This window comes from Methylocaldum sp. MU1018, assembly GCF_053646775.1.
Genome location: NZ_CM132195.1, coordinates 1,509,489 through 1,532,079, shown reverse-complemented (window position 1 = coordinate 1,532,079; position 22,591 = coordinate 1,509,489). Strand labels below are relative to the sequence as shown.

The following is a 22,591-nucleotide window of genomic DNA, read 5'->3' as shown; positions in this document are numbered from 1 at the left end:
GCTCCGTCTTTCTACCCGGCCTTGCCCAGCAGAAAGGACGTCACGAGCAACGCCAGAACCGCGGCGGTAACGAGCGCGTAGACAAAGTCCCTTTGCAACAGGAATCCGATGATGGACACCGCCACCCGAAGGATCGGTGTGCCGATCAGGAACAGCAGCCCCAGAGTCGCGATGGCTTGTCCGTGGCCGGCACGTATTCCCGCCGCGACCGCCGACAGATCGTGCGGAAACGCCGCACCGGGCGCCGTGAGACGCTGCAATTCCCGGTTCGAATCGAGATAGCCGGCGTGGTGGACGAACATGACCGCCAGCCCTCCCAACATCAGGCCCAGGCTGGTCCAGACGCCGGTCCTCAGAAGTCCCGCGATCAGCCGCTCGAATCGTCCGGGAAGACTTTTCCTCATTCCGGAGCCGGATTTCTTCTCCCGGTTCATCGCAGCCCCCGGTAGATCATCTGGCCGGCAATCGCCAGCAGCAGGACGACGAGCAAGACCCGGAGCACGCGGTGGTCGGTTCGGCCCAGTATCCTCGAACCCAGCGTCGCTCCGATCACCACGCCGATGGCAACCGGCGCGGCGATGAACGGATCGATGTCGCCCCGCCCGAAATAGACGCCCGAACTGGCTGCGGCCGTCACCCCGATCATGAAATTGCTGGTCGCCGACGAGGCTTTGATCGGGATGCCCATTGCCAAATCCATGGCTGGCACCTTGAACGGTCCGGAACCGATGCCCAAAAGGCCGCTGATGACGCCGGCCAGATACATCAGGAACAGGCCCGTGCGGGTCCGGGTGACCCGATAATCCACCTCCCGATCCAGGGCGGCGTCGAAATAGCGCCCGTGGAGCCGCAAGCCATCGGCCCAGGCATCGGGCGGCACCGGTCCTGCGCCCGGTTTGAGCCTGGTCAGCATGGCCAGCGCCGACAAGCCCAGCATGGCGCCGAAGATGACGAACAACCAGCGACTGTGCAGAATTCCGGACAGATAGGCGCCGGTCATCGCCCCGCTCGTGGTGCCCAGCTCGAGAAACATGGCCACTCGGAGGTTGGCCATGCGTTCCCGCACGTAGGCCGCGCCGGCGCCGCTCGAGGTGGCGATCACCGAAACGATGGACGCGCCGATCGCGTAGCGGATGTCGATGCCGAACAGCAAAGTGAGTACCGGCACGATCACGATGCCGCCGCCGATGCCGAACAGCGATCCGCAGAACCCCGCCGCCACCGCGATACCGGACAGCATGAGCGTGAACTCCAAAGGCGATAGTTGCACCGGCCACGTCTCCCGGGTACGGGCTAATCAATCCGTTACGACGATTCGGGCTTGCGGAATCCGCGGGTTTACCCGGTCGGTGTCCTCTACGGGCTCCCATTCGGTGAGCAGCAGGTCCGTCGTGATCGTGTAAATGCCGACGAGCGGCAGTCCCTCGCTCCGGGCCAGGACGATCTCGACCGATTGTCCCGGATCCAGTCGCCGTTTCTCCCGGCCGCCGATCGGGAACGACAGAACCGACGACGTTCTGTCCAGATTCGCCTGCGCCTGCACCTCGAACGATTCCGCCGCACGTCCGCCCTGGTTGCTGATCGTGAGTTTCACCGTGAACGCCTGATTGCGGCGCACGAACGGCTGCGAAACCTCGAACGCCGTCACCGAGAGATAAGCTCGGTCCGGATGCGGCTTGCCGGAAGAAACCGCAGGTGGCGATACGGCGCCGACCTTGGGCGGCAATGCCGCGCGGACTTCCGGCGGTCCGTCGGGCGGCGCGGGACGGGTCGGCGCCGGCCGACAGCCCGGCAGGCACAGCGTGCAACAAAGAAACGCGGCGCCGAGCCGTGCTTTCGGCGGGCGAGTCATCCCGGCTCGATCGGCGATGCGTTCCATGTCATACCTCCGCCCGGCCGGAAGCCTCCGGTCCGGGGGAAAGAACGGACGCCGGCGCGCATGGGCCGGTCGGCGTCCCGGCTACTCGATGGCGATGAACAGGGCGCTGTCGCCGCGGCGGACGTTCAGCAGGAGGACATCCTTCGAGCTTTCCGCCGCGGCGCGGAACTCCTCCAGGTTTTTGACCGGACGGCGGTCGACGGAAGTGATGATGTCGCCCTGGCGCAAACCGGCCATCCATGCCGGACTGCCGCGCTCGACGCCGGTCACCTCGACGCCTTCGATGTGGCCGTACAAGGGATGTCCGGGCTCGATGGCGCCGAGTTGGGCGCCCTGGAGACGCCGGCTGACCTGGGCTGCCTGGATTTTCCCGCCCCGCGGTTTCGCGATTTGCGCGATGACCGTCTCGTGCTTGCCGTCCCGGATGATGTCGAGCTTGACTTCGGTGCCGATGCGCATCAGCCCCACCGCATTGCGCAACGCCGAAGAGCTGGCCACGGGCTTGCCGTCCAGCGCGGTGACCACGTCGCCGGCGCGAAGCCCGGCCTTGGCCGCGGCCGAACCGGGCTGCACCTGGGCGATGAGGGCGCCGCCGCTCTGTTCGAGATGCAGCGCCTTGGCCAGATCCGGCGTCAGGTCTTGAACTCCGATGCCCAACTGGCCGCGCTGGACCTCGCCGTATTTGACCAGTTGCTCCACGACCGGGCGCGCCAAGTCGCTGGGAATGGCGAAACCGATGCCGACATTGCCGCCGCTGGGACCGACGATGGCGGTATTGATGCCGACCAGCTTGCCGTCGAGATCGACCAGGGCGCCGCCGGAGTTGCCGGGGTTGATGGAAGCGTCGGTCTGGATGAAGTCTTCATAGCCTTCGATGCCGAGTCCGGTTCGGCCGAGGGCGCTGACGATGCCGGAGGTGACGGTCTGGCTCAGGCCGAAAGGACTGCCGATGGCCACCACGAAATCGCCGACCCGGAGCGAACCGGAATCGCCGAAAGGCACGGCCGTCAGTTTATCCGCCTTGATCCGAACCACCGCCACGTCGGTCTCCGGGTCGGCGCCCACCAGCTTGGCATCGAAATGGCGGCCGTCGCGCAGCGTCACGGTGATCTGGTCGGCATGCTCGATGACGTGGTTATTGGTGACCACCAAGCCCTCGTCGGCGTCCACGATCACGCCGGAACCAAGGCTTTGCCGCTCCTCTTGCCGGGGCCGTTCCGGTATGTCAAAGAAGCGGCGGAAGAAGGGATCGTTGAACAGCGGATTTTGTTCGATGCTGACTTTGGTGGTGGTGGAAATGTTGACCACGCCGGGAACCACCTTTTCCAGCATGGGCGCCAGCGAGAACCGGCCGTCGCTCCCCGCGCCGGCCGGCACGTGTCCGCCCGCTTCGCACGTCGAGGCGATCAGACACAGACAGGCGAGCGCGAATCCTTGCATCGCTCTCATGACGTTCTTCATGTTCAAACTCCTCTCGGGGATCAGACCGGGCTTCGAGCTTTGCGCCGTTCCGTCCAATCGGCTCCTCTACAGGATGGCTCGCGCTCGTTGGGGACGCGGAAATGCAAGGGATGGGCTCGAACTGCCGGGTCCTGCGGCGGACATGCGCGCAACTCGCTGTTAGAAGTTAGAGACCGGAGCGGGGAACCGAGTTCAGAATCGCGCCGCGCAGCCTCGGGCGGACCGCGGACCCTTGGAATTCAAAGGGACTGCGCGGCGGTCATGACCGAACGTTTACGATTTCTCAAAGTCGAAAAAAACATCACGCCGAAATCGGCAGGGTTCGAGCGCCCGAATTTCGATTCCGCGCCTCCGGCCTCGTCGCCGATTCCGGTCATCGTTCTGATTCGGTACAGGAGGTCGTCATGGAACCGAGATACGTTCAATCGACTCGCCCGGAAGAGGGCGCCGTGGCCGTCCGCAGCTATGCCAATCCCACTCCGCTCGGGTTCGCCGGCTTTTCCATCACCTTGTGGATGGTGGGCATGGTTTACGCCGGCTGGTTTCCGGATGCGGATCTGGCTCGCGACGTCATGCTGGCCATCACCTTCGGCGGAACCGTCATGGCCATCGCCGGCATACTGGAGTTTTTCAAGAGCCGGACCTTCGAGATGATGCTGTTCCTGGTGTTCAGCGCCTATTGGTGGTCCTGGGCGCTGGGTCCCAATCTCGCGGGCGCCGCGCCGCAGGCCGGCGTGATCTTTTCGGCCTATACCGGCTGGTACTATCTGGTCTGGGCGCTGTTCGCCTTCTTTCTGTGGGTCGACGCCTTCCGCGAAAGCCGCGCCTCGATGGCCTTTACCCTGGGGCTCTGGCTGACGTTTCTGGCGTTGGCCATCGGCGAATTCGCGGCTTCCACCGGCTTCGTTATGCTGGGCGGCTATCTTGGATTGATCACCGCTCTGATCGGCGCATACACCTCGGCTGCGGAGTTGATCAACACCAATTACGGCAGGACGCTGCTGCCGATCGGGTCGCCCATCGAGCACCGGTGATTCGAAGGCGGATGCCTTTCGGCCCCGGAGCGGGCAAGCCGGACCCGCGGCTTACCCGCTTCGCTCGATCCGGCCGCTATGGGCCGGAAACGTTTCGGCGGCTTTCGACTTGCCGCTTCAGAGATTTCGCCCGCCTACGTCCGTCGACCGTCGTGGAACACGAGTCTTCGACGTCTCCGGACGCTTCGTTCGGCGTCGTAGCCGCGCCTGTTCCCCCGGAAAATCGTCGCCGCCGGCGCCAACCCGGCGCTAACGGATTCGCGCCTGGAGCATGCCGCTTCCAACCGGCGCGAGCCTCCGAACCATGCGCCCGAACCGGAGCGTCCCGCGCTTCGACGGACATCCCGCGGGATATTGGCCATTGACATAAACGCCAAATTCCATAGTCTGCGTTCGACCCGAAACCAATCGGCGGTTCGGGACAAGGATTTTCTAGAACGAATCAACCTAAATCCGGCCGTTGGAAACGACCTGAAAAGCCCTCATCCCCGGCCCTTCTCCCAAGACCCTCACCCGCTCCTCTCCCAAAGGGAGAGGGCGTTTTGAAGGTCGGGCGAAGGGAGCTTGGCCCCTCTCCCTCTGGAGAGGGGGTGGGGTGAGGGCCTGCGGCGGCTGACGTGGCCTTGCGGTCATTTCGGAGAGTCAGCGGCGGTTTTTAGGATCAACCATCAATCAATCAATCAATAAGAAGAGATCGCCATCATGAAAATTCTCACCGTCCATCCCAGCCCTCTGATGTACACCAAAGTCTTCCTCCGACTCGAACCGCTGGGTCTCGAGATGGTGGCGGAATCGGCGCGCCGCCTGGGGCACTCGGTCCGTCTGATCGATCTTCAGGTGGAAACCCATCAGGATTTCTATCGCATGCTGGAAACCTGGCAGCCAGACGTGGTGGCCTTCGCGCTCAATTATCTGGCCAATGTTCCGGAAGTGGTCGATCTCGCCAAGGACGCCAAGGACCGGCTGCCCGACAGCTTCGTCTGCATCGGCGGGCACAGCGCCTCGTTCACGGCCAAGGATCTGCTGGAGCACGGCGAAGGCAAGATCGATTGCGTGCTGCGCGGCGAAGGCGAAGCCGGATTTCCGAAGCTCTTGGAGGCGATCGAGCAGGACCGCGGCTCGGTGCATAAAGTGCCGGGGGCGGTCACCGCCGACGGCGAAGGTCCGCCGCCCGGCTTCGTGGCCAATCTCGACGATGTCAGCCCGGCGCGGGATCTGGTCCGGCATCGCCGAAAATATTTCCTCGGCACCCTCGACCCTTGTGCCTCCATCGAATTCACCCGCGGTTGCCCCTGGGACTGCTCCTTTTGCAGCGCCTGGACCTTCTACGGCCGCAGCTACCGCGCCATGAGCCCCGACAAGATCGTCGAGGACCTGAGCCGGATCCGGGAACCCGGCGTCTTCATCGTCGACGACGTGGCCTTCATCCAGGACAAGCACGGTTTCGAAATCGGCGAAGCCATCGCCCGCCGCGGAATCAAAAAGGAGTATTACCTCGAAACCCGGGGCGACGTGTTGCTGCGCAACAAGGACGTGTTCCGGTTCTGGAAGAGCTTGGGGATGAAATACATGTTTCTCGGGGTCGAAGCCATCGACGACGCCGGTCTCGCCCTCTTCCGGAAAAGGGTGAGTCTTTCGAAGAATTTCGAAGCCCTGGAATTCGCCCGCTCCCTGGGAATCTTCGTCGCCATCAACATCATCGCCGACCCCGACTGGGACCGCGACCGCTTCGAAACCATCCGCCAGTGGTGTATGGAAATTCCCGAGATCGTCAACATCAGCGTCAACACGCCCTACCCCGGCACGGAAACCTGGCACACCGAATCCCGCAAGCTGACCACCCGCGACTACCGCCTATTCGACATCCAGCACGCCGTCCTCCCGACCCGGCTGCCGCTGCCCGAGTTCTACGCGGAACTGGTGAAAACCCAGCAGGTGCTCAATATGAAGCACATGGGCTGGGAAGCCCTCAAGGGCACCGCCGGCATCGTCTTCCGCCATTTGCTGCGGGGCCAGACCAACTTCCTGAAAAGCATGTGGAAGTTCAACAGCGTGTTCAACCCGGAACTGCAACTGGCCGACCACCGGCGTCCGGTCAAATACGAGATGTCCCTGCCCCCCGAACGCGGCGAGCAGAAATTCAAGCCGCAAAGCCTGTACGTACACGAAATTCGCGAACGCAAGCCGCGCGCCCTGGACGAGGCTACCGAGCGCTTCGTGGACGAAGGACGGACGGGCACCTGGGACGGAGCTTAACGCCCGCCATCCAGCGGGAGAGAATCATGGCCGCCTCGCTCACGCCGAACCTGTCGAAGGCGGCGTTGACCAGCCCCGGCGCGCAGGCGGCGAGCCGCGCCCACCAGCGAGCGAGCCGCATGGCGTAGGCCGAGCGCGGACGCAGCCGCTGCTGGTGATGGCGTTGGTGGAACCCGGCCTCGTCGCCGGTCGTGCCGGCGCCGCGCCGCGCATCGAAAAGGCTCTGCGGCTCCGGGAACGGCGGCACGGTCGCGGGCGGACGACGGCCGGCGCCGAACCGCGGGCCGGGATCGCGCGGAAACGCATCCACCGCCTTGCCCGGATTCATGCGGTTGTCCGGGTCCCAAATCGCCTTGAATTCGCGAAATGCCTGAACCAGCGCATCTCCGTACATTTTCGGGAGAAGATCGGCTCGCGCCCGGCCGGCGCCGCGCCCGCCGGACAGCGAACCGTTGTAGCGCACCGCCAGGTCCGCCGCCTCGTCGAGAAAGGCTTCCCATCGGTCGATGTCCTTCCGCGCGAACAGATCGAAATCGATGCGGCAATGGATACAGCCTTGGCCGAAATGGCCGTACAAGGCGCAGCGATAGCCGTATTTGTCGAGCAGCGCCCGGTAATCCCGCAGATACGGCCCGACATCCTGCGGATGCACCGCCGCGTCCTCCCAGCCCGGCCGCGCCGTTTTCGGGCCCGGCGTCTGGACAGTCGCCGCAAACGCGGCGTCCCGGAGCTTCCGCAGCCGGGCTTCCTCGCGCGGGTCGTCGAACAGTTTCATGGAGGGGACGCCCGGCCGTTCGCGCAGCCTGTCCATGAGCCGCCGGGCCTTGCCGTCGGATTCGTCTCGCGTTTCGCCCCCGAATTCCAGAATCAGCCAGCCGCGGCCTTCGGGCAGCGGGTCCCGGTGCGCGGGCCCGGCTGTCATGTGCTCGACCAGCAGACCGTCGATGCCTTCAAGCCCGATGGGACCGGCGTCCATCAGTTCGACGACGTGATCGCCGGCCTGATAAATGTCCGGATAGCCCAGAACCAGCAGCGAGCGATTGGCCGGACTCGGCACCAGGCGCAGTTCGGCCCGCAGGACGACGGCACAGGTGCCTTCGCTGCCGACCAGGGCGCGGGCGACGTTAAAGCCGTTCTCGGGCAGCAGTTCGTCCAGCGCGTAGCCGGAGACGCGGCGGGGAATCTTGGGAAAGCGCGCGCGGATCAGTTCGGCGTACTTGTCGCGCAGCGCCTTGAGGCCGGCATAGATGTCCGCGCGCCGGCCGCCTTCTTGGATGATGACCTCCAGTTCGTCCTCGGAGGTGGGGCCGACGGTCAGGCGAAGCCCGTCGTAGGTGAGGATATCCAGGGTATGGACATTGTCGGCGGTGCGCCCGGCCATGATCGAGTGCGTGCCGCACGCATTGTTGCCGATCATGCCGCCCAGCGTGTCGTGGCCGTGGATCGAGGGATCGGGTCCGAAAGTCAGCCGATGCTCCTCGGCCCTGCGGCGCAGGACGCCGGGCGCGCAGCCCGGTTCCACCAGCGCCCGCCGCCTCTCCGGATCGATGGCGAGAACGCCGCGGAGATATTTCGACGTATCGATGATGACGGCGGAGTCGCCGCATGGCCCGGCCAGACCGGCATCGCCGCCGCGGAACGTGATGGGCGCCCCGTGCCGGCGGCAGACGTCGACGATCCCGATCACGTCGTCGATGCTGCGCGGAATGACTACGCCGAGAGGTGCTTGCCGGTAGCCGGATGCATTCTTCGCGTGGAGCGGCCGGCTGACCGAATCGAATCGGACTTCGCCGCGGATGCGTTCGCGAATCGCGGCGGCCAGAGCCTCCGCCGCCGTAAGGCTTGGATTTAGATGCGCCATCGGACCTCCATGTCAGACAGACGTTCCGCTCGTTTCCCGAAAACGACATCGACCTCGTTCGTCTCTCCTTTCCGATCGTTTTCCGGTTCGGCCTCCCCCGATCCGGAGGGAGGCAAGAGTCGTCATACCATAACAAAAAGGTCAAAAGATGCTAGATCGTATCTTTCCGCGTATCTTGCCCGTTCGGTTTCAAGCCCGGTTCCGCCCGCGACGGCTCCGGGCCGGCGCGCGATCGCCGGTCGAGTCTTTTTGCCGAGACCGGGCCGATCATGGAACTTTCAACTTGACGCCCTGATCGATTCAGGTTTTTTTTAAGTCCGCCGATCAGACTCCGGGCGTCCCAGGATGGGTAGGTCGTTTTACGCGGAAACGGGTGAAAAGGAATTCATTCGGGAAACCAGACCGCTCATGCACCGCAGAAGCATCGGCGACACGATGCTTGTCCTTAAAGGCGCCGGCGAGCGTCGGAACTCCGATCCCGGAACGCCGGTTTTTTCACTTCAGAAAAAAAGAGAAGGCAGAACAACTGGTTAGGGGGGGATGGTGGGAGTTCTGCCTTCAGGTGAAGAACCACCAAGAGATGCGGTAGTTAATATATCATGACATGACATAATTTCAAAAGGTCTATCTCCACGATGATGAAAAAAACGGATTCACCGCTTTCGAAGAAAGATTTCGAAGCACTGGCGCAGTTCCGCTATCAGCTCCGCCGGTACCTGCGCTTCAGCGAGCAGATGACGCGCCGGCATGGCGTCACGCCGCTGCAATACCTTCTGCTGCTCAACATCAAGGGCTTTCCCGGCCGGGAGTGGGCCACCGTGGGGGAACTGGCCGAACGCCTGCAGGCCCAGCACCACGGAACCGTGGCGCTGATCACGCGGTGCGAAAAGCTGGGCCTGGTGGAACGGCGCATGAGTCACCAGGACAAACGCCAGGTCGAGGTGAGACTCCTGGCGAAAGGCGAAAAATGCCTGGAGCAACTGGTCCGGCTGCATCGCGCCGAACTGCTCTCTCTGCAAGGCATATTCGCCGTGCCCGATTTCAAGTCGTTCGGCCGGGATGAGTAAATCGCGGCCGGCTTGCAACATTCCGCTCGATAAAAATGTCATCGACGATGTCCCGCACTCTCGTAAAAATCACGTTCCGTCGACGGAAGGAATCTCGGTTTCGGTAAGCGCCGCCCCGAAAACCTGTATGATCGACTACGCTGTAATCGGGTCGTCTCTTCGGCCGAGCCGATCGGATCCGAGATGTTCGCGGTTCGCAGGGATGGCGCGGCGGAACCCGGCCCCGCACATCGCTCGGGAGAACGCTGCATTGACGACATATCATGTCGTGATACAAAATTTCTCGCCAGGTTCGGCGTCTTCGAGCGCGAGCCCGGCCAAACGGGAGGCCGTGCGGATCGATGGTTCTCTGCTGCATTTCGGTCCGGACCGGCCTGACAGGAATAACAACCTAACGAATGGACCCTCTCATCATGAGCCAGTTTCTGGAGCGACTGCATTACTTCACCCGCGTGCGGGAGCCGTTTTCGGAAGGTCACGGCGAAGCACGAGACGAAAGCCGGCAATGGGAAGACGGCTACCGGCTGCGCTGGCAGCACGACAAAATCGTGCGTTCCACGCATGGCGTGAATTGCACCGGCGCGTGCAGTTGGAAGGTCTACGTCAAGGGCGGAATCGTCACCTGGGAGACCCAGCAGACCGACTACCCGCGCACCCGCCCCGGCATGCCTAACCACGAGCCGCGAGGCTGCTCGCGAGGCGCCTCGTATAGCTGGTATCTATACAGCGCGGCGCGGCTCAAGTACCCGCTGATACGGGGACGGCTGCTCAAGCTCTGGCGCGAGGCACGCAAGACGCTGGCGCCGGTGGAAGCCTGGGCCTCGATCGCCGGCGATTCGGCCGCGGCGCAGGAATATAAGTCGATCCGGGGACTCGGCGGCTTCGTCCGCGCAAGCTGGGACGAAGCCGCCGAGATCGTCGCCGCCGCCAATGTTCACACCGTGGAGACATTCGGTCCCGACCGCGTGGCGGGCTTCTCGCCGATCCCGGCGATGTCGATGGTGTCGTACGCCTCGGGCGCGCGCTATTTGAGTCTGATCGGCGGCAGCCTGCTCTCGTTTTACGACTGGTACTGCGACCTGCCGCCGTCCAGCCCGCAGACCTGGGGCGAACAGACCGACGTGCCGGAATCCGCCGACTGGTACAACTCCGGCTACATCATCGCCTGGGGCTCGAACGTGCCGCAGACGCGCACGCCCGACGCGCACTTCTTCGTGGAGGCGCGCTACAACGGCACCCAGGTGGTCGCGATCACGCCGGATTACTCCGAAGTCGCCAAGCTCTCCGATCTCTGGCTACACCCCAAACAGGGCACCGATGCCGCCTTGGCGATGGCGATCGGCCACGTGATCTTGCGCGAGTTCTATCTCGACCGTTCCGTGGCGTACTTCCAGGATTACGCCCGCCGCCATACCGACCTGCCGCTGCTGGTAAAACTGCGCCGCGACGGCGAGCGCTGGGTGCCGGACCGCTATCTCCGCGCCAGCGACTTCGAAGGCGCCTTGGATACGCCGGAACATGCCGAGTGGAAAACCGTCGGCGTCGACGAGTCGTCGGGCGACCTCGTCGTGCCGCAGGGCGCAATCGGGTTCCGTTGGTCGGAGGAAGGCGGCCGCTGGAACCTGGAGCCGCGCAACGCCGCCGACGGACGCGAGATTCGTCTCGCGCTCTCGCACCTGGATCGCCGCGATGCCGTGCTGCCGATTGCTTTTCCGTATTTCGGCGGCATTCCGCACCAGGCCTTCCCGCACAACGATCAGGGCGGCGACGTGCTGGTCCGCCATGCTCCGGCGCTGCGAATCAGGATCGCCGACGGCGAGACCTACGTCGCCAGCGTGTTCGATCTCCTGTGCGCCCATTACGGTCTTGACCGAGGCCTCGGCGGAGACTGCGCCCGATCCTATGAGGACGACGCGCCCTATACGCCGGCCTGGCAGACTGCCGTCACCGGCGTGCCGGCAGCGCAGGCGATCGCAGTGGCGCGCGGCTTCGCCCGAACCGCCGAGAAGACGCGCGGACGCTCGATGGTGATCATCGGCGCCGGCATGAACCACTGGTATCACCAGGACATGAACTACCGCAGCATCATCAACTTCCTGATGCTGTGCGGCACGGTGGGCGTTTCGGGCGGCGGCTTCGCGCACTACGTGGGTCAGGAAAAGGTTCGCCCTCAGACCGGTTGGGCGGCGCTCGCCTTTGCGCTGGACTGGGTGCGTCCGCCGCGGCAGATGAACGGCACCTCGTTCTTTTACGCCCACTCCGATCAGTGGCGCTACGAAAAGCTCGACGTGCGCGAACTGTTGTCGCCGCTGGCCGATCCCGACCGCTATCGCGGCAGCTTCATCGATTTCAACGTGCGCGCCGAGCGCATGGGCTGGCTGCCCTCGGCGCCGCAGCTCGACCGCAATCCGCTCCGGATCGCGCAAGCGGCCCGGACTGCCGGCATGGAGGTCCGGGACTACGTGGTCCAGGGCCTGAAATCGGGCACCTTGCGTCTGGCCTGCGAGGACCCCGACGATCCGGCCAATTTCCCGCGCAATCTCTTCATCTGGCGCTCCAATCTGTTCGGCTCCTCGGGCAAGGGGCACGAGTACTTTCTGCGGCACTTCCTCGGCACCCGCCACGGATTGCAAGGCAAGGACCTCGGCGAAACGGGACAACGGAAACCCGAGGAGGTGACCTGGCGCGATCCGGCGCCCGAGGGCAAGCTGGATCTCGTGGTGACGCTGGATTTCCGCATGTCCACCTCCTGCCTGTATTCGGACATCGTGTTGCCCACCGCCTCGTGGTACGAGAAGAACGATCTCAACACCTCCGACATGCACCCCTTCATTCATCCGCTGTCGGCGGCGGTGGATCCGGTTTGGGAATCGCGGAGCGATTGGGAAATCTTCAAGGCCGTCGCGCGCCGCTTCTCCGAGCTCGCCTCCGGCCGCCTCGGCGTCGAGCACGACGTGGTGCTGGCGCCGATCCTGCACGATACCCCGGCTGAACTGGCGCAGCCGCTCGCGGTGCAGGACTGGAAGAAGGGCGAATGCGATTTGATTCCCGGCAAGACCGCGCCGCAGATCACCGTGGTCGAACGAGATTACCCCGCCACCTATGCCCGCTATACTTCGCTCGGCCCCCTGATGGACAGCCTCGGCAACGGTGGCAAGGGCATCGCCTGGAACAGTCGCGCCGAAGTGGAAGAACTGGCGAAGCTGAATCGCACGGTAGCCGACGGTCCCGCCGCGGGACGTCCGCGCATCGACAGCGACATCGATGCCGCCGAGGTCATTCTTCGGCTCTCCCCGGAGACCAACGGCGAGGTCGCGGCGAAAGCCTGGGCGGCGCTCTCCCGGACGACCGGACGCGATCACGTCCACCTGGCGGAAAAGCGGGGGGACGAGAAAATCCGTTTCCGCGACATTCAGGCGCAACCGCGCAAGATCATCAGTTCGCCGATCTGGTCCGGCATCGAGAGCGAGCACGTCAGCTACAGCGCGGGCTATACCAACATCCACGAATCGATCCCCTGGCGCACGCTCACCGGGCGCCAGCAGTTCTATCAAGACCATGCCTGGCTGCGCGATTTCGGCGAAAGCTTTGCTTTGTACCGACCTCCGATCGATACCCGGACGGTGGCGCCGTTCGCGGACCGGCGGGGCAACGGCCACCCGGAAATCCTGCTCAACTTCATCACTCCCCATCAGAAATGGGGCATCCACTCCACCTACACCGACAATCTTTTGATGCTGACGCTCTCGCGCGGCGGACCGATCGTGTGGATTTCGGAGGCCGATGCGAGAAAGGCCGGCATCGCCGACAACGACTGGATCGAGCTATTCAACGTCAACGGCGCCCTCACGGCGCGCGCGGTGGTCAGCCAGCGCGTACACCCAGGCATGTGCCTGATGTACCACGCCCAGGAGAAGACCGTGAACGTGCCGAGATCGGAAATTACCGGGCAGCGCGGCGGTATCCATAACTCGATAACGCGCACGGTCTTGAAACCGACGCACATGGTCGGCGGCTACGCGCAGTTGAGCTACGGTTTCAACTACTACGGCACGGTCGGCTCGAACCGCGACGAGTTCGTGATCGTGCGCAAAATGTCCCAGGTGGACTGGGCGGACCGCGAAGCGAAAATTCGAAAACAGGATACGACAGGGAGCACATCATGAAAATCCGCGCCCAGATTGCGATGGTCTTGAACCTGGACAAATGCATCGGCTGCCACACCTGCTCGGTCACCTGCAAGAATGTGTGGACCTCGCGAACAGGCATGGAATACGCCTGGTTCAACAACGTCGAATCGAAACCCGGAATCGGTTATCCCAAGGCATGGGAAGATCAGGAGCACTGGCGCGGCGGCTGGGAACTCAAGGCCAACGGCAAACTAACGCTCAAGCAGGGCGGCAAGCTATCCGTCCTCGCCAAAATCTTCGCCAATCCGCATCTTCCGGAGATCGACGATTATTACGAGCCGTTCACCTTCGATTACGAAAATTTGCAGAATGCGCCGGAAGGGCCGACCGTGCCGGTCGCGCGCCCGGTTTCGCTGATCAGCGGCCAGACCATGAACAAGGTGGAATGGGGGCCGAACTGGGAGGAAATCCTCGGCGGCGAATTCGAAAAGCGCAGCCGGGACGCCAATTTCGAAGCCATAGAGAAGGATATCTACGGCCAGTTCGAGAACACCTTCATGATGTACCTGCCGCGGCTGTGCGAACACTGCCTCAACCCGTCCTGCGTGGCGTCCTGCCCTTCGGGCTCGATCTACAAGCGCGAGGAGGACGGCATCGTCCTGATCGATCAGGACAAATGCCGCGGCTGGCGGATGTGCGTATCCGGCTGCCCCTACAAGAAGATCTATTACAACTGGAGCACCGGCAAGTCGGAAAAATGCATCTTCTGCTATCCCCGCATCGAGGCGGGCGAGCCGACCGTGTGCTCGGAGACCTGCGTCGGCCGCATCCGCTACCTCGGCGTATTGCTGTACGATGCCGACCGCATCGCCGAAGCCGCCTCCGTGGCCGATCCGAAGGACCTCTATCGCTCCCAGCTCGAAATTTTCCTGGATCCCCACGATTCCGAGATACAGCGCCGGGCGCGCGCCGATGGCGTGCCGGAAGCGTGGCTGGAAGCGGCGCAGCGTTCGCCCACGTACAAGATGGCGGTGAAATGGAAGATTGCCTTTCCCTTGCACCCCGAATACCGCACCCTGCCGATGGTGTGGTACGTGCCGCCGCTTTCGCCGATCCAGGCACACGCCAACGCCGGCAACATCGACGTCAACGAGGGACTCCCCGACGTGCGTTCTCTGCGCATCCCCGTGCGCTACCTCGCCAATCTGCTGACCGCCGGGGACGAGGCATCCGTCACCGGCGCGCTGGAGCGCATGCTGGCGATGCGGGTTTACTTCCGCCGGCGCCAGCTCGGAGAGAGCGTGGGAAGCAACGTCCTTGAACGCGCCGGACTGAGCGTCGCGGAAGCCGAAGAGATGCACCGCTATCTGGCCATTGCCGACTACGAGGATCGCTTCGTGATTCCCACGACGCACCGCGAGGAAGCGGAAAGCACCTACGCGCTGCGCGGCGGTTGCGGCTTTTCGTTCGGCAACGGCTGCGGCGGCGCGGAAACGACCGGTTCGCTGTTCGGCCGCCCGATGGGACGGCGCAAATCCATCCCGATCCGGCTGACGGACGACTGATCATGGCCGATATGTTCGCCCTCCGCGCGCTCGGCGCCCTGCTCACCTATCCCGGCACCGAGTTGCGCGACGCCCTCCCTGAAATCGTCGCGGCGCTCGATCGGGCGCCCTGGTTGAGCCCCTCGCACCGCCAAGGCTTGCGCGATCTCGTCGACGAACTCGGCACGCTCGATCCGTTTGAGGCCGAAGCGCGTTACGTGGAGTTGTTCGACCGCGGCCGCGCCGCCTCGTTGCACCTTTTCGAACACGTATACGGCGACAGCCGCGAGCGCGGTCAGGCGATGGTGGAACTGACGACGCTCTATGCCCGCGCCGGCTTACGCCTCAGCGCCAACGAACTTCCCGATTATTTGCCGGTCGTGCTCGAATACCTGAGCTGCCGCACATTCGACGAAGCGCGCAGCCTCTTTGCCGACTGCGCCGATGTACTGCGCGCCATCGGCCGCGCGCTCGAGCGGAAGCGGAGTCCTTACGCTGCGGTACTGGAAGCGCTGCTGGGAATCACAGGTGAAGCGGGCATCGGGACCGGGCCGCCCGATAGCGCTTTCGATGCCGAGCCGGATCTCGATCATGACTGGGAGGAAAGACCCGCTTTCGACGGCTCCGCTTCGGCGCCTGCCGATGCCGCCACCGTCCGGTTTCGACCTCCGCGCCGCCAACCCTGATCTTCGGAGGAATTTCCATGTACGTTCCCCAAGCCGCCAACACCCTCTTGTTCGGGATCTATCCCTATCTCGCGCTGACCGTTCTGCTGTTCGGCAGCTTGGTGCGCTACGACCGCGAGGGCTACACTTGGCAGAGCGATTCGTCGCAACTGCTGCGCGCCCGCCAATTGCGGCTGGGCTCCAATCTTTTCCATTACGGCGTCCTGGTCGTCGTCGCAGGACACTTCGCCGGCTTTCTGGTGCCCGAATCCTGGATCGGATGGGCGATTTCGCCGGCTCGGCACGAACTGATCGCGATGGTATCCGGCGGCGTCGCGGGCTCGATCGCGATCATCGGCCTCACGATCCTGATCCATCGCCGCCTGACCGATCGCCGCATCCGCCATAACAGCCGCTTTTGGGACATCGCGATCGCGCTGATGCTTTGGCTGCAACTGGCCCTGGGGCTTTTGACGGTGCCCATCTCGGCGCAGCACATGGACGGCCGACTGTTTCTGACCCTGACCCATTACGTCCAGGGCATCGTGACTTTTCGGAGCGGCGTAGCCGATCTGCTGCTCGATACGCCCTGGATTTTCCGGTTGCACATCCTGCTGGGATTCACGATCTTCCTGGTCGCGCCCTTCACCCGGATGGTCCACATCTGGAGCGGGATCGGCGCCCTGGCTTATCTCTTTCGCCCCCATCAGATCGTGCGCACGCGCCGTCGGCTGGCGCGACCATCCCGCATCTGACCGCTTCAAGCACATTTCCCGATCCGGCGTAGCGGCCGCCGAATCAGCGCTTAGGCTCGCAAAGCACGCGCAGCGAATCGATGTCTTCGAAAAATCCCAGCCAACTCCGTTTTCGGGCTTCATCGAGATCGGGGATACGTTCTCCCGGCCCCAGCTCCATGCTGCGCTGTTCGAAGTCCTCGTCATCGTAGGCGATCACCCGGGCGCGCGGTCCGGTCACGGCGCTTTCCAGGCCGGTCCAGCGAGCGCCGAACGGCCCATCCATGGAACGCATTTCAACCGGGCCGATGATGTTGAGCCGGGTTCCCGTGAAATGGTCGCCGTTGTAGAATTCCACCCAACAGCCGTCGCCGATCCGTTCGGCGCTGAACGCGCCGGGCACGATCAGCACGGTCGGCAGGGCGCTGGGTTCTTCGGTAAATGGCGGCCGGTTCGCAATATCGGGTAAGGCAGGGGTGAGGGGCAAGGCTTCCCTGGCGACCGCGCTCAAGCCCGCCGCGGCCGACAAGAAGCCGGTCGCCACCCCGAACCAAAAAAATTTGCAAGCGTTCATGCGCATCTCCCATCAGGAACCGACACCGTTCACGTTGTCCGGAAACCGTAAAAGACCGCCCATGCCCACACCTACCCCGTCATCGCGAACCGGGTTTCGTTCCTAACCATTGAGACAACCGGAGCGCTGCTTCGTCACCGAACGGAACTTGCCCGATGGTGTTTCCGCCATGCCGTCACGAGAGGGATCGGAAATTTTCGGAGCGCGGTCGGAATCTTCTGCGAATACGTTCGGCAATCCGGGGAACGGCGCCCGCCGTTTGCCCCGACCAAGGAAAGACCGATAATCCGGAACGAGACGGGCAGCGACGCTGCGGCGTTTTCGGTTCTCCGCCTTGCGGTTGACGCCGGCGATCTATATTCCGTAGCGCCGCGACCGCCCGTCCGGAACCGATCCGTTACGCGGCACTTTGACGGCAAGAATGCTCAAGCCGAAAAGGACGAACCGCAACCGCACGTGGTGGCCGCATTGGGGTTGCGGATCACGAACTGGGACCCGGACAGGTCTTCGGTATAATCGATTTCGGCACCCGTCAGATATTGGATGCTCATGGAATCTATCAGGACGGTAACGCCGTTTTTCACGATCTGGGTATCGTCTTCGTTGACCGCGTCGTCGAAGGTGAAACCGTACTGAAAACCCGAGCAGCCGCCGCCGGTGATATAAACCCGCAGCTTCAGGTCGTCGTTGCCTTCATCGGCGATAAGTTCACTCACCTTGGCAGCGGCGCTGTCGGTGAATTTAATGGGTTCTTCGCTCATGCAAACCGTAACCTCGATACGATTGTCGAATCAAAAGTCATTATGATTTTTCCGAGAATTTTGGTCAAGAATAAGGATTATTTTCCACGCCCGCGATAATTCATGAAAAAAAGCGCGCTTCTTTTCGGTCTATTGCTGTGGTTATCGGCGCCGCCGGCCTGGGCGCTGCGTTGCGGCTCGCAACTGGTAACCCTCGGCGACTACAAGCTCCAGGTGCTCAGCAAATGCGGAGAGCCCATGTTCGTGGGCTCCCGCATCGAGTTCAGGGTCGTGCGATTGTACGGCTCCGGCTTGGAGTTCGAGCGGTATGTGCCGGTCACGATCGAAGAATGGACGTACAACTTCGGCCCGAATCGATTCGTCCGGCTGCTTCGCTTCGAGAATGGCCGGCTCGTGAGCGTGGAATCTCTGGGGTACGGCGAGTGAGCGGAAAGTCCTAAGCGGCCTTTTATATGAAAAGCGGCTCTTACGGCGGTGCCGCGAATCAACCGTCTCCCGGCTGGATGACTTCGAGCTTCACCTGGGCCAGCCCCGCTCTTACGAATCCGAGCTCGCTGGCCGCGCGCCGAGAAAGATCGAGCAGACGCCTGTTCGTGGGAGCGCCGCGGTCGTTGACGCGCACTTCAATGCTGCGGTTATTGCCGAGATTGGTTACTCGGAGCCGGGTGCCGAATGGCAGCGACCGGTGCATTGCGGTGAGGCCGTTCTTGTTGTAACGCTCCCCGCTGGCCGTTTGCCGGCCGTCAAAGCGGTCGCTATAGTACGAGGCAGTGCCCTTTTGAACACTCGCCGTTTTTTTTGGACTTGCCGCTCTGGCATGACCAACAGTACAGGAAGACGCCAGATAGATCGACAGAAGGGAGTTAGCAATCAGTCGAAACTTCCGCATCCTTCACCTCCATATTGGTTTTTTAGGAACGATGCCTTTTCATAATAAACGATTCTTCTAGAAAGACCAAATTTGCATCCAAACGATTATATCGAGTTACGCTCCGTGACACCGGCTTCGCCGCACGATCAGCCGGAGGAATCGTGTCCGCCGATGGCCGGATGGAACTCGCAGGACAGCCGGAATCGCGGGCCGCACGTCATCGCCGCTACGGACGGAACGGCGCCGGCCGGGGGTCATGCGGTTTTCTTTCTCAGCTTTCCGGCAAGAACCGGAAACGCCAGAACCGTAATCATGGCGGCGCTCACCAGCACCGCTGCCCGGTCGGGCAGCATCAGGCCCGAGGAAACGCCCAGTTCGCTGATCGCCACGATCAACGGCAAGCTGGTTGCCGAATACAACGCGAACGGCAATCTGTCCTCCGGCGCCAGTTTGTTGCCGTACAACAGCAAGGGAACGCCGCGCACCAGGAGAAACAGGAACAAAAGCACGACCAACTGGACCGGAACGAGAGGACTCGACCACAGCGTGGCAAGATCGAATTTCATGCCCGCCACCACGAAGAAAATGGGAATCAGAAAACCGTAGCCGATGGCGTCCAGTTTTTGGCGAAGCACCATGCCCTGCGGGTTCCGGCTGACTAGGCCCGCCACCATTCCGGCAGCAAACGCGCCGATGATGATATTGAGCCCGAAATATCCGGCAAGCGCGACCAAGAGAGCCTGCAACAGGATACAGATTCTCACCGGCAATTGGCCGCTGGTTTGCAGCGTTTTCGCCAGCCGGTCGAGCACGCCCAACGAGCGCATGCGTATCGCGAGATAAGCCGCTCCGAGCGCGACGGCGATGAACGCGATCATGAACAGCGAATGCGCGACGGTGGCTTGCGCCGGAATCATCAACAGGGAAATGGCGATCAGCGGTGCGAACTCTCCCACCGATGCGGCGGCCAGAAGATACTTGCCGAAATCGGAGCCGATATCCCCGGCATCTCTCAGGATGGGCACTAGAATACCGACGGCCGTGGTCGAGAGAGCCACCGCCATCACGATGGGCGGCGCGTGGATCAGCCCTGCCGCCGAGAAGAGAAAGCCGCACAGCATGGCCAGCAAAAACGACAAAAACCAGCCGCCCATGGCCAGCGATAGCGGTCGACCGCTTATTTCGCCGATATCGATATCCATGCCCACGAGAAAAAGCAGGAAGCTCAGACCCAGGTCACCGAACGTTCCGATCATGCCGTCGGAACTCGCCAGATCGAGCACATGAGGTCCGACGATTATCCCGAGAACGATTTCAAGAACGACCACCGGCGGGCGAAAGCCGGCAGGCAGTTCGGCGAGCAGCGGCGCGAGTGCGGCGGCAAACGCAATGACGAGCAAATCCACGTGATAGGTTTCCAAGCATACCTCCTTACCGAGATCGGTTGTCCGGATTCTTAATTTTAATTTCAGTACCGCAAAGACCTCGCGATTCGGCGGCTCATGGAACCTGCCGGCGCAAGCGCAAGATTAGAGCATTTTCTGATTCGATGTAGCGTCCGCAAGAGGGCATATCGAAAAACCGTGCACTTCGCCCCGCTCGGTGCGAACGGTTCCGATCGGATCGATCGGTTCCGCTCGTGCCGGGCCTGTCGAAGTCTGAACGGGGCAGGTTTTTCGAGGTGCTCAAGAGCGGGCGCTACATCCAACCGGAAAACGCTCCGGCAGGTCGTCGGTCGGCTGTATTTTTTCGAAAATTCCAGCTCGCGGCCGAACACCGGCTCCGAACCCGCGCCGGTCGCCGAAAGATGCCGCGCTCTTTCGTTCGGATATTTTTCCGGTGCGGATCAGATAGCCGCCCGCAAGGCAGGGACGCCAAGCCCAAACGATCGCGGCAAGCGTCGGTTCGATTCGGCAACGGTTGCTCTCCGCGGGATCGCAGATCGGGGATGGAGCCGTCTTCTCGATAGGACCGCGGTTCTGCGATTCGCCCGGCGATCTTTCTTTCGTCATTCATCGGTCTCGACGGGCTTCCCGACGGCGCTCAGCAACCGATCTCGTCGCTGTCTTCCGCGAAAAGCTCGCGCTCTTCTTTCAGATTGTTCGAATCCGCCAACGATTTGGTCTTGCCGGCCGACACGTCCATCATGCCGGCCACTCGCTGCAGGCTGGACAGGATCAGGGTCTGCTCCCAGTCTTTCAATTGCCGGAAAGCGGCCAGGAAGTTGACGTGCAGCAGCGAGGGAGCGTGCCGGAGGGCGTCGCGGCCGGCGTCGGTGAGAGTGATGGTCAGGCGCCGCTTGTCTTCGGCGTTGCGCGCGCGGCGGATGTGGCCTTTGAATTCGAGCCGGTCCAGGATCGAGGTGATGGTGCCCTGGCTGAGGCTGACCGCCCGGCTGAGCTGGTGGGCGGTCAAGGCCCCGCGTTTTTCCAGGGCGCGCAGCACCAGCAGTTGCGATCCGGTCAGCCCGACCTTCTGCAACTGTTTGGATTGCAGGTCGAGCGCCCGCACGATGCGCCTGAGCTCCACCAGGACCTGCTCGTGGATTTCCGTCGATGCGCCGGTGGACGATTGGGCCTGATTCACGCCATTGCTCCTGCCTGTCGGTGAAATTGCAGGCTGCGAACCAGCCGCAAGTCGATTAGGGTAACCCGGCGCTCCGGGCATCGGCGTACTGCCGGAAGCCGCGGGCGGTCTTGCCGGCCCGGCCGCGCGCCTCAGTTCTTTCCGGGGCGGCACACGTTCATTATATCCGCCATGATTCGCGCAGCCTCCGATAAAAGCCCAGGTCGCGCTTGACCGCGCCTCTGACGCCGCAAATGAAACCGGCCAGTTCCTGAGCCCGCTCCATACTGTCCTGCAAGGGCCAGTGCCAGATCAAGCCGAGCAACAGCGCGGCGCTGAACGCATCCCCCGCTCCGACGGTATCCACCACGTCTATCGATGCGGCTGGGCGCACCGCGGCCGAATTTCCGTCGGAACAGACGGCAAAAGCGCCCGATTCGCCCTGGGTCACCACGACGTACTCCGCGCCGCACAGGGCGCGCAAGGCTTCGGCCCGCTGTTCGGGGAGCTTGCCGGGCAAATCGTAGAGCCCGGTCACCGTGTCCAACTCCTGCGCGTTCAGCTTGATCCAGTTCGCCTGTTCCAGCAGCGTCCGCAAATCCTCGGCCCGCCACCAGGGCGAACGTAGATTGACGTCGAGGAATACCGGAGGGCGATGGCGCTTGATCAGATAATCCAGCGCCTGACGCGAAACCGGATTTCTCACGGCCAGGGTGCCATGGTACAGGATGGCGCCTCCGAGCGGAAATTGAGGAACGTCGTGCGCTTCGATGAAATCGTAAGCCTGGTCGGGCTCGATGCGGAATACCGGCTCCCCCTGCTCGATCCGGACGTATACGGTCCCGGTCGTCCGCTCGCAATCGGTTTGCACGCCCTGCTCGTCCAGATCCCAGTACCGGAGCGCTTCCCGGACGAGCCGTCCCGCGTCGTCCTCGCCGATCCGGCTGACCAGCAGCGGTTGCATGCCCAGTCCACGGAGATGGCAGGCCACGTTCAGCGGAGCGCCTCCCAGCACGACCGAGCCGTCGGGAAAATGATCGAGCAGCAGTTCGCCGAAGAGGATCGGTCGCAGTGATGTCGTAAATTCGGTCATATCTATTTTGATGTCAAAGCAAAACAAAGCTAAGCAGCTTGTTTTCGTCGTGTGAATTTGACGCCGACAGACTCTTGCCGGCAATTTCAAGTCGTA

The 22,591-nt window shown here is 62.8% G+C and carries 19 protein-coding genes; 8 read left to right on the top strand and 11 right to left on the bottom strand.

Annotation, left to right across the window (positions count from 1 at the left end; translation table 11 throughout):
• Positions 1-11: 11 nt before the first annotated feature.
• From ACWJKU_RS07150 to ACWJKU_RS07135, 4 genes are all read right to left on the bottom strand, one after another.
• Positions 12-404 carry a DUF1634 domain-containing protein gene (locus ACWJKU_RS07150; RefSeq protein WP_454147169.1) on the bottom strand — a complete coding sequence of 131 codons (393 nt, stop codon included), beginning with the start codon at positions 402-404 and terminating at the stop codon, positions 12-14.
• Between the two features lie 26 nt (positions 405-430).
• Positions 431-1,270, bottom strand: a complete 840-nt coding sequence (locus tag ACWJKU_RS07145; RefSeq protein WP_454147167.1) for a sulfite exporter TauE/SafE family protein — start codon at positions 1,268-1,270, stop codon at positions 431-433.
• 27 nt (positions 1,271-1,297) lie between these two features.
• Positions 1,298-1,879: a hypothetical protein gene (locus tag ACWJKU_RS07140; protein ID WP_454147165.1), complete on the bottom strand. Its 582-nt coding sequence runs from the start codon at positions 1,877-1,879 to the stop codon at positions 1,298-1,300.
• A gap of 81 nt (positions 1,880-1,960) precedes the next feature.
• The gene (locus tag ACWJKU_RS07135; protein ID WP_454147163.1) at positions 1,961-3,340 is read right to left on the bottom strand and encodes a DegQ family serine endoprotease; all 1,380 of its coding nucleotides are present in this window, start codon (positions 3,338-3,340) and stop codon (positions 1,961-1,963) included.
• A 404-nt stretch (positions 3,341-3,744) separates the two neighbouring features.
• On the opposite strand from ACWJKU_RS07135, the gene ACWJKU_RS07130 reads away from it, so the two are divergent.
• Both ACWJKU_RS07130 and hpnR read left to right on the top strand, forming a co-directional pair.
• The gene (locus ACWJKU_RS07130) at positions 3,745-4,374 is read left to right on the top strand and encodes an acetate uptake transporter (RefSeq protein ID WP_454147161.1); all 630 of its coding nucleotides are present in this window, start codon (positions 3,745-3,747) and stop codon (positions 4,372-4,374) included.
• Between the two features lie 702 nt (positions 4,375-5,076).
• The gene (gene hpnR, locus ACWJKU_RS07125) at positions 5,077-6,630 is read left to right on the top strand and encodes a hopanoid C-3 methylase HpnR (RefSeq protein ID WP_454147159.1); all 1,554 of its coding nucleotides are present in this window, start codon (positions 5,077-5,079) and stop codon (positions 6,628-6,630) included.
• Here the strand turns inward: hpnR and ACWJKU_RS07120 are convergent.
• Positions 6,578-8,491, bottom strand: coding sequence for an FAD-binding oxidoreductase (locus ACWJKU_RS07120; RefSeq protein ID WP_454147157.1), 1,914 nt, complete (start codon positions 8,489-8,491; stop codon positions 6,578-6,580). The genes hpnR and ACWJKU_RS07120 overlap by 53 nt on opposite strands.
• Before the next feature lie 635 nt (positions 8,492-9,126).
• Between ACWJKU_RS07120 and ACWJKU_RS07115 the strand changes: the two genes are divergently transcribed.
• The 5 genes from ACWJKU_RS07115 (at position 9,127) to narI (ending at position 16,652) form a co-directional block, all read left to right on the top strand.
• Positions 9,127-9,558 (top strand): MarR family winged helix-turn-helix transcriptional regulator, encoded by a 432-nt coding sequence (locus ACWJKU_RS07115; RefSeq protein WP_454147155.1) that lies wholly within the window; start codon positions 9,127-9,129, stop codon positions 9,556-9,558.
• A gap of 398 nt (positions 9,559-9,956) precedes the next feature.
• Positions 9,957-13,724: a nitrate reductase subunit alpha gene (locus tag ACWJKU_RS07110; protein ID WP_454147153.1), complete on the top strand. Its 3,768-nt coding sequence runs from the start codon at positions 9,957-9,959 to the stop codon at positions 13,722-13,724.
• The gene (gene narH, locus ACWJKU_RS07105) at positions 13,721-15,253 is read left to right on the top strand and encodes a nitrate reductase subunit beta (RefSeq protein ID WP_454147151.1); all 1,533 of its coding nucleotides are present in this window, start codon (positions 13,721-13,723) and stop codon (positions 15,251-15,253) included. Before ACWJKU_RS07110 ends, narH begins: the two co-directional genes overlap by 4 nt.
• Positions 15,254-15,255: 2 nt before the next feature.
• Complete coding sequence (gene narJ, locus ACWJKU_RS07100; protein ID WP_454147149.1) at positions 15,256-15,918, top strand: nitrate reductase molybdenum cofactor assembly chaperone; 663 nt, start codon at positions 15,256-15,258, stop codon at positions 15,916-15,918.
• A gap of 17 nt (positions 15,919-15,935) precedes the next feature.
• Positions 15,936-16,652: a respiratory nitrate reductase subunit gamma gene (gene narI / locus ACWJKU_RS07095; RefSeq protein ID WP_454147148.1), complete on the top strand. Its 717-nt coding sequence runs from the start codon at positions 15,936-15,938 to the stop codon at positions 16,650-16,652.
• A gap of 43 nt (positions 16,653-16,695) precedes the next feature.
• Here narI and ACWJKU_RS07090 read toward each other — a convergent pair whose 3' ends face one another.
• Positions 16,696-17,205 carry a hypothetical protein gene (locus ACWJKU_RS07090; protein WP_454147146.1) on the bottom strand — a complete coding sequence of 170 codons (510 nt, stop codon included), beginning with the start codon at positions 17,203-17,205 and terminating at the stop codon, positions 16,696-16,698.
• 425 nt (positions 17,206-17,630) lie between these two features.
• Positions 17,631-17,966, bottom strand: a complete 336-nt coding sequence (erpA, locus tag ACWJKU_RS07085; RefSeq protein WP_454147144.1) for an iron-sulfur cluster insertion protein ErpA — start codon at positions 17,964-17,966, stop codon at positions 17,631-17,633.
• Positions 17,967-18,068: 102 nt separating this feature from the next.
• On the opposite strand from erpA, the gene ACWJKU_RS07080 reads away from it, so the two are divergent.
• Positions 18,069-18,392, top strand: a complete 324-nt coding sequence (locus ACWJKU_RS07080) for a DUF2845 domain-containing protein (protein ID WP_454147142.1) — start codon at positions 18,069-18,071, stop codon at positions 18,390-18,392.
• Positions 18,393-18,450: 58 nt separating this feature from the next.
• Here ACWJKU_RS07080 and ACWJKU_RS07075 read toward each other — a convergent pair whose 3' ends face one another.
• The 4 genes from ACWJKU_RS07075 to ACWJKU_RS07060 form a co-directional block, all read right to left on the bottom strand.
• The gene (locus ACWJKU_RS07075) at positions 18,451-18,855 is read right to left on the bottom strand and encodes a septal ring lytic transglycosylase RlpA family protein (RefSeq protein ID WP_454147140.1); all 405 of its coding nucleotides are present in this window, start codon (positions 18,853-18,855) and stop codon (positions 18,451-18,453) included.
• Between the two features lie 236 nt (positions 18,856-19,091).
• A complete protein-coding gene (locus tag ACWJKU_RS07070; RefSeq protein WP_454147138.1) occupies positions 19,092-20,258 on the bottom strand; it encodes a cation:proton antiporter in 1,167 nt (388 codons plus the stop codon).
• A gap of 622 nt (positions 20,259-20,880) precedes the next feature.
• Positions 20,881-21,423, bottom strand: coding sequence for a MarR family winged helix-turn-helix transcriptional regulator (locus ACWJKU_RS07065; RefSeq protein WP_454147136.1), 543 nt, complete (start codon positions 21,421-21,423; stop codon positions 20,881-20,883).
• 160 nt (positions 21,424-21,583) lie between these two features.
• A complete protein-coding gene (locus tag ACWJKU_RS07060; protein ID WP_454147134.1) occupies positions 21,584-22,522 on the bottom strand; it encodes a PfkB family carbohydrate kinase in 939 nt (312 codons plus the stop codon).
• Between the last annotated feature and the right edge of the window lie 69 nt (positions 22,523-22,591).

Bases quoted from the DNA above. Each gene is read 5' to 3' on its own strand.
- ACWJKU_RS07150 (WP_454147169.1), bottom strand. From the start codon at position 404: ATGAGGAAAAGTCTTCCCGGACGATTCGAGCGGCTGATCGCGGGACTT.
- ACWJKU_RS07140 (WP_454147165.1), bottom strand. From the start codon at position 1,879: ATGGAACGCATCGCCGATCGAGCCGGGATGACTCGCCCGCCGAAAGCA.
- ACWJKU_RS07135 (WP_454147163.1), bottom strand. From the start codon at position 3,340: ATGAAGAACGTCATGAGAGCGATGCAAGGATTCGCGCTCGCCTGTCTG.
- ACWJKU_RS07130 (WP_454147161.1), top strand. From the start codon at position 3,745: ATGGAACCGAGATACGTTCAATCGACTCGCCCGGAAGAGGGCGCCGTG.
- hpnR (WP_454147159.1), top strand. From the start codon at position 5,077: ATGAAAATTCTCACCGTCCATCCCAGCCCTCTGATGTACACCAAAGTC.
- ACWJKU_RS07120 (WP_454147157.1), bottom strand. From the start codon at position 8,491: ATGGCGCATCTAAATCCAAGCCTTACGGCGGCGGAGGCTCTGGCCGCC.
- ACWJKU_RS07115 (WP_454147155.1), top strand. From the start codon at position 9,127: ATGATGAAAAAAACGGATTCACCGCTTTCGAAGAAAGATTTCGAAGCA.
- ACWJKU_RS07110 (WP_454147153.1), top strand. From the start codon at position 9,957: ATGGACCCTCTCATCATGAGCCAGTTTCTGGAGCGACTGCATTACTTC.
- narH (WP_454147151.1), top strand. From the start codon at position 13,721: ATGAAAATCCGCGCCCAGATTGCGATGGTCTTGAACCTGGACAAATGC.
- narJ (WP_454147149.1), top strand. From the start codon at position 15,256: ATGGCCGATATGTTCGCCCTCCGCGCGCTCGGCGCCCTGCTCACCTAT.
- narI (WP_454147148.1), top strand. From the start codon at position 15,936: ATGTACGTTCCCCAAGCCGCCAACACCCTCTTGTTCGGGATCTATCCC.
- ACWJKU_RS07090 (WP_454147146.1), bottom strand. From the start codon at position 17,205: ATGAACGCTTGCAAATTTTTTTGGTTCGGGGTGGCGACCGGCTTCTTG.
- erpA (WP_454147144.1), bottom strand. From the start codon at position 17,966: ATGAGCGAAGAACCCATTAAATTCACCGACAGCGCCGCTGCCAAGGTG.
- ACWJKU_RS07080 (WP_454147142.1), top strand. From the start codon at position 18,069: ATGAAAAAAAGCGCGCTTCTTTTCGGTCTATTGCTGTGGTTATCGGCG.
- ACWJKU_RS07075 (WP_454147140.1), bottom strand. From the start codon at position 18,855: ATGCGGAAGTTTCGACTGATTGCTAACTCCCTTCTGTCGATCTATCTG.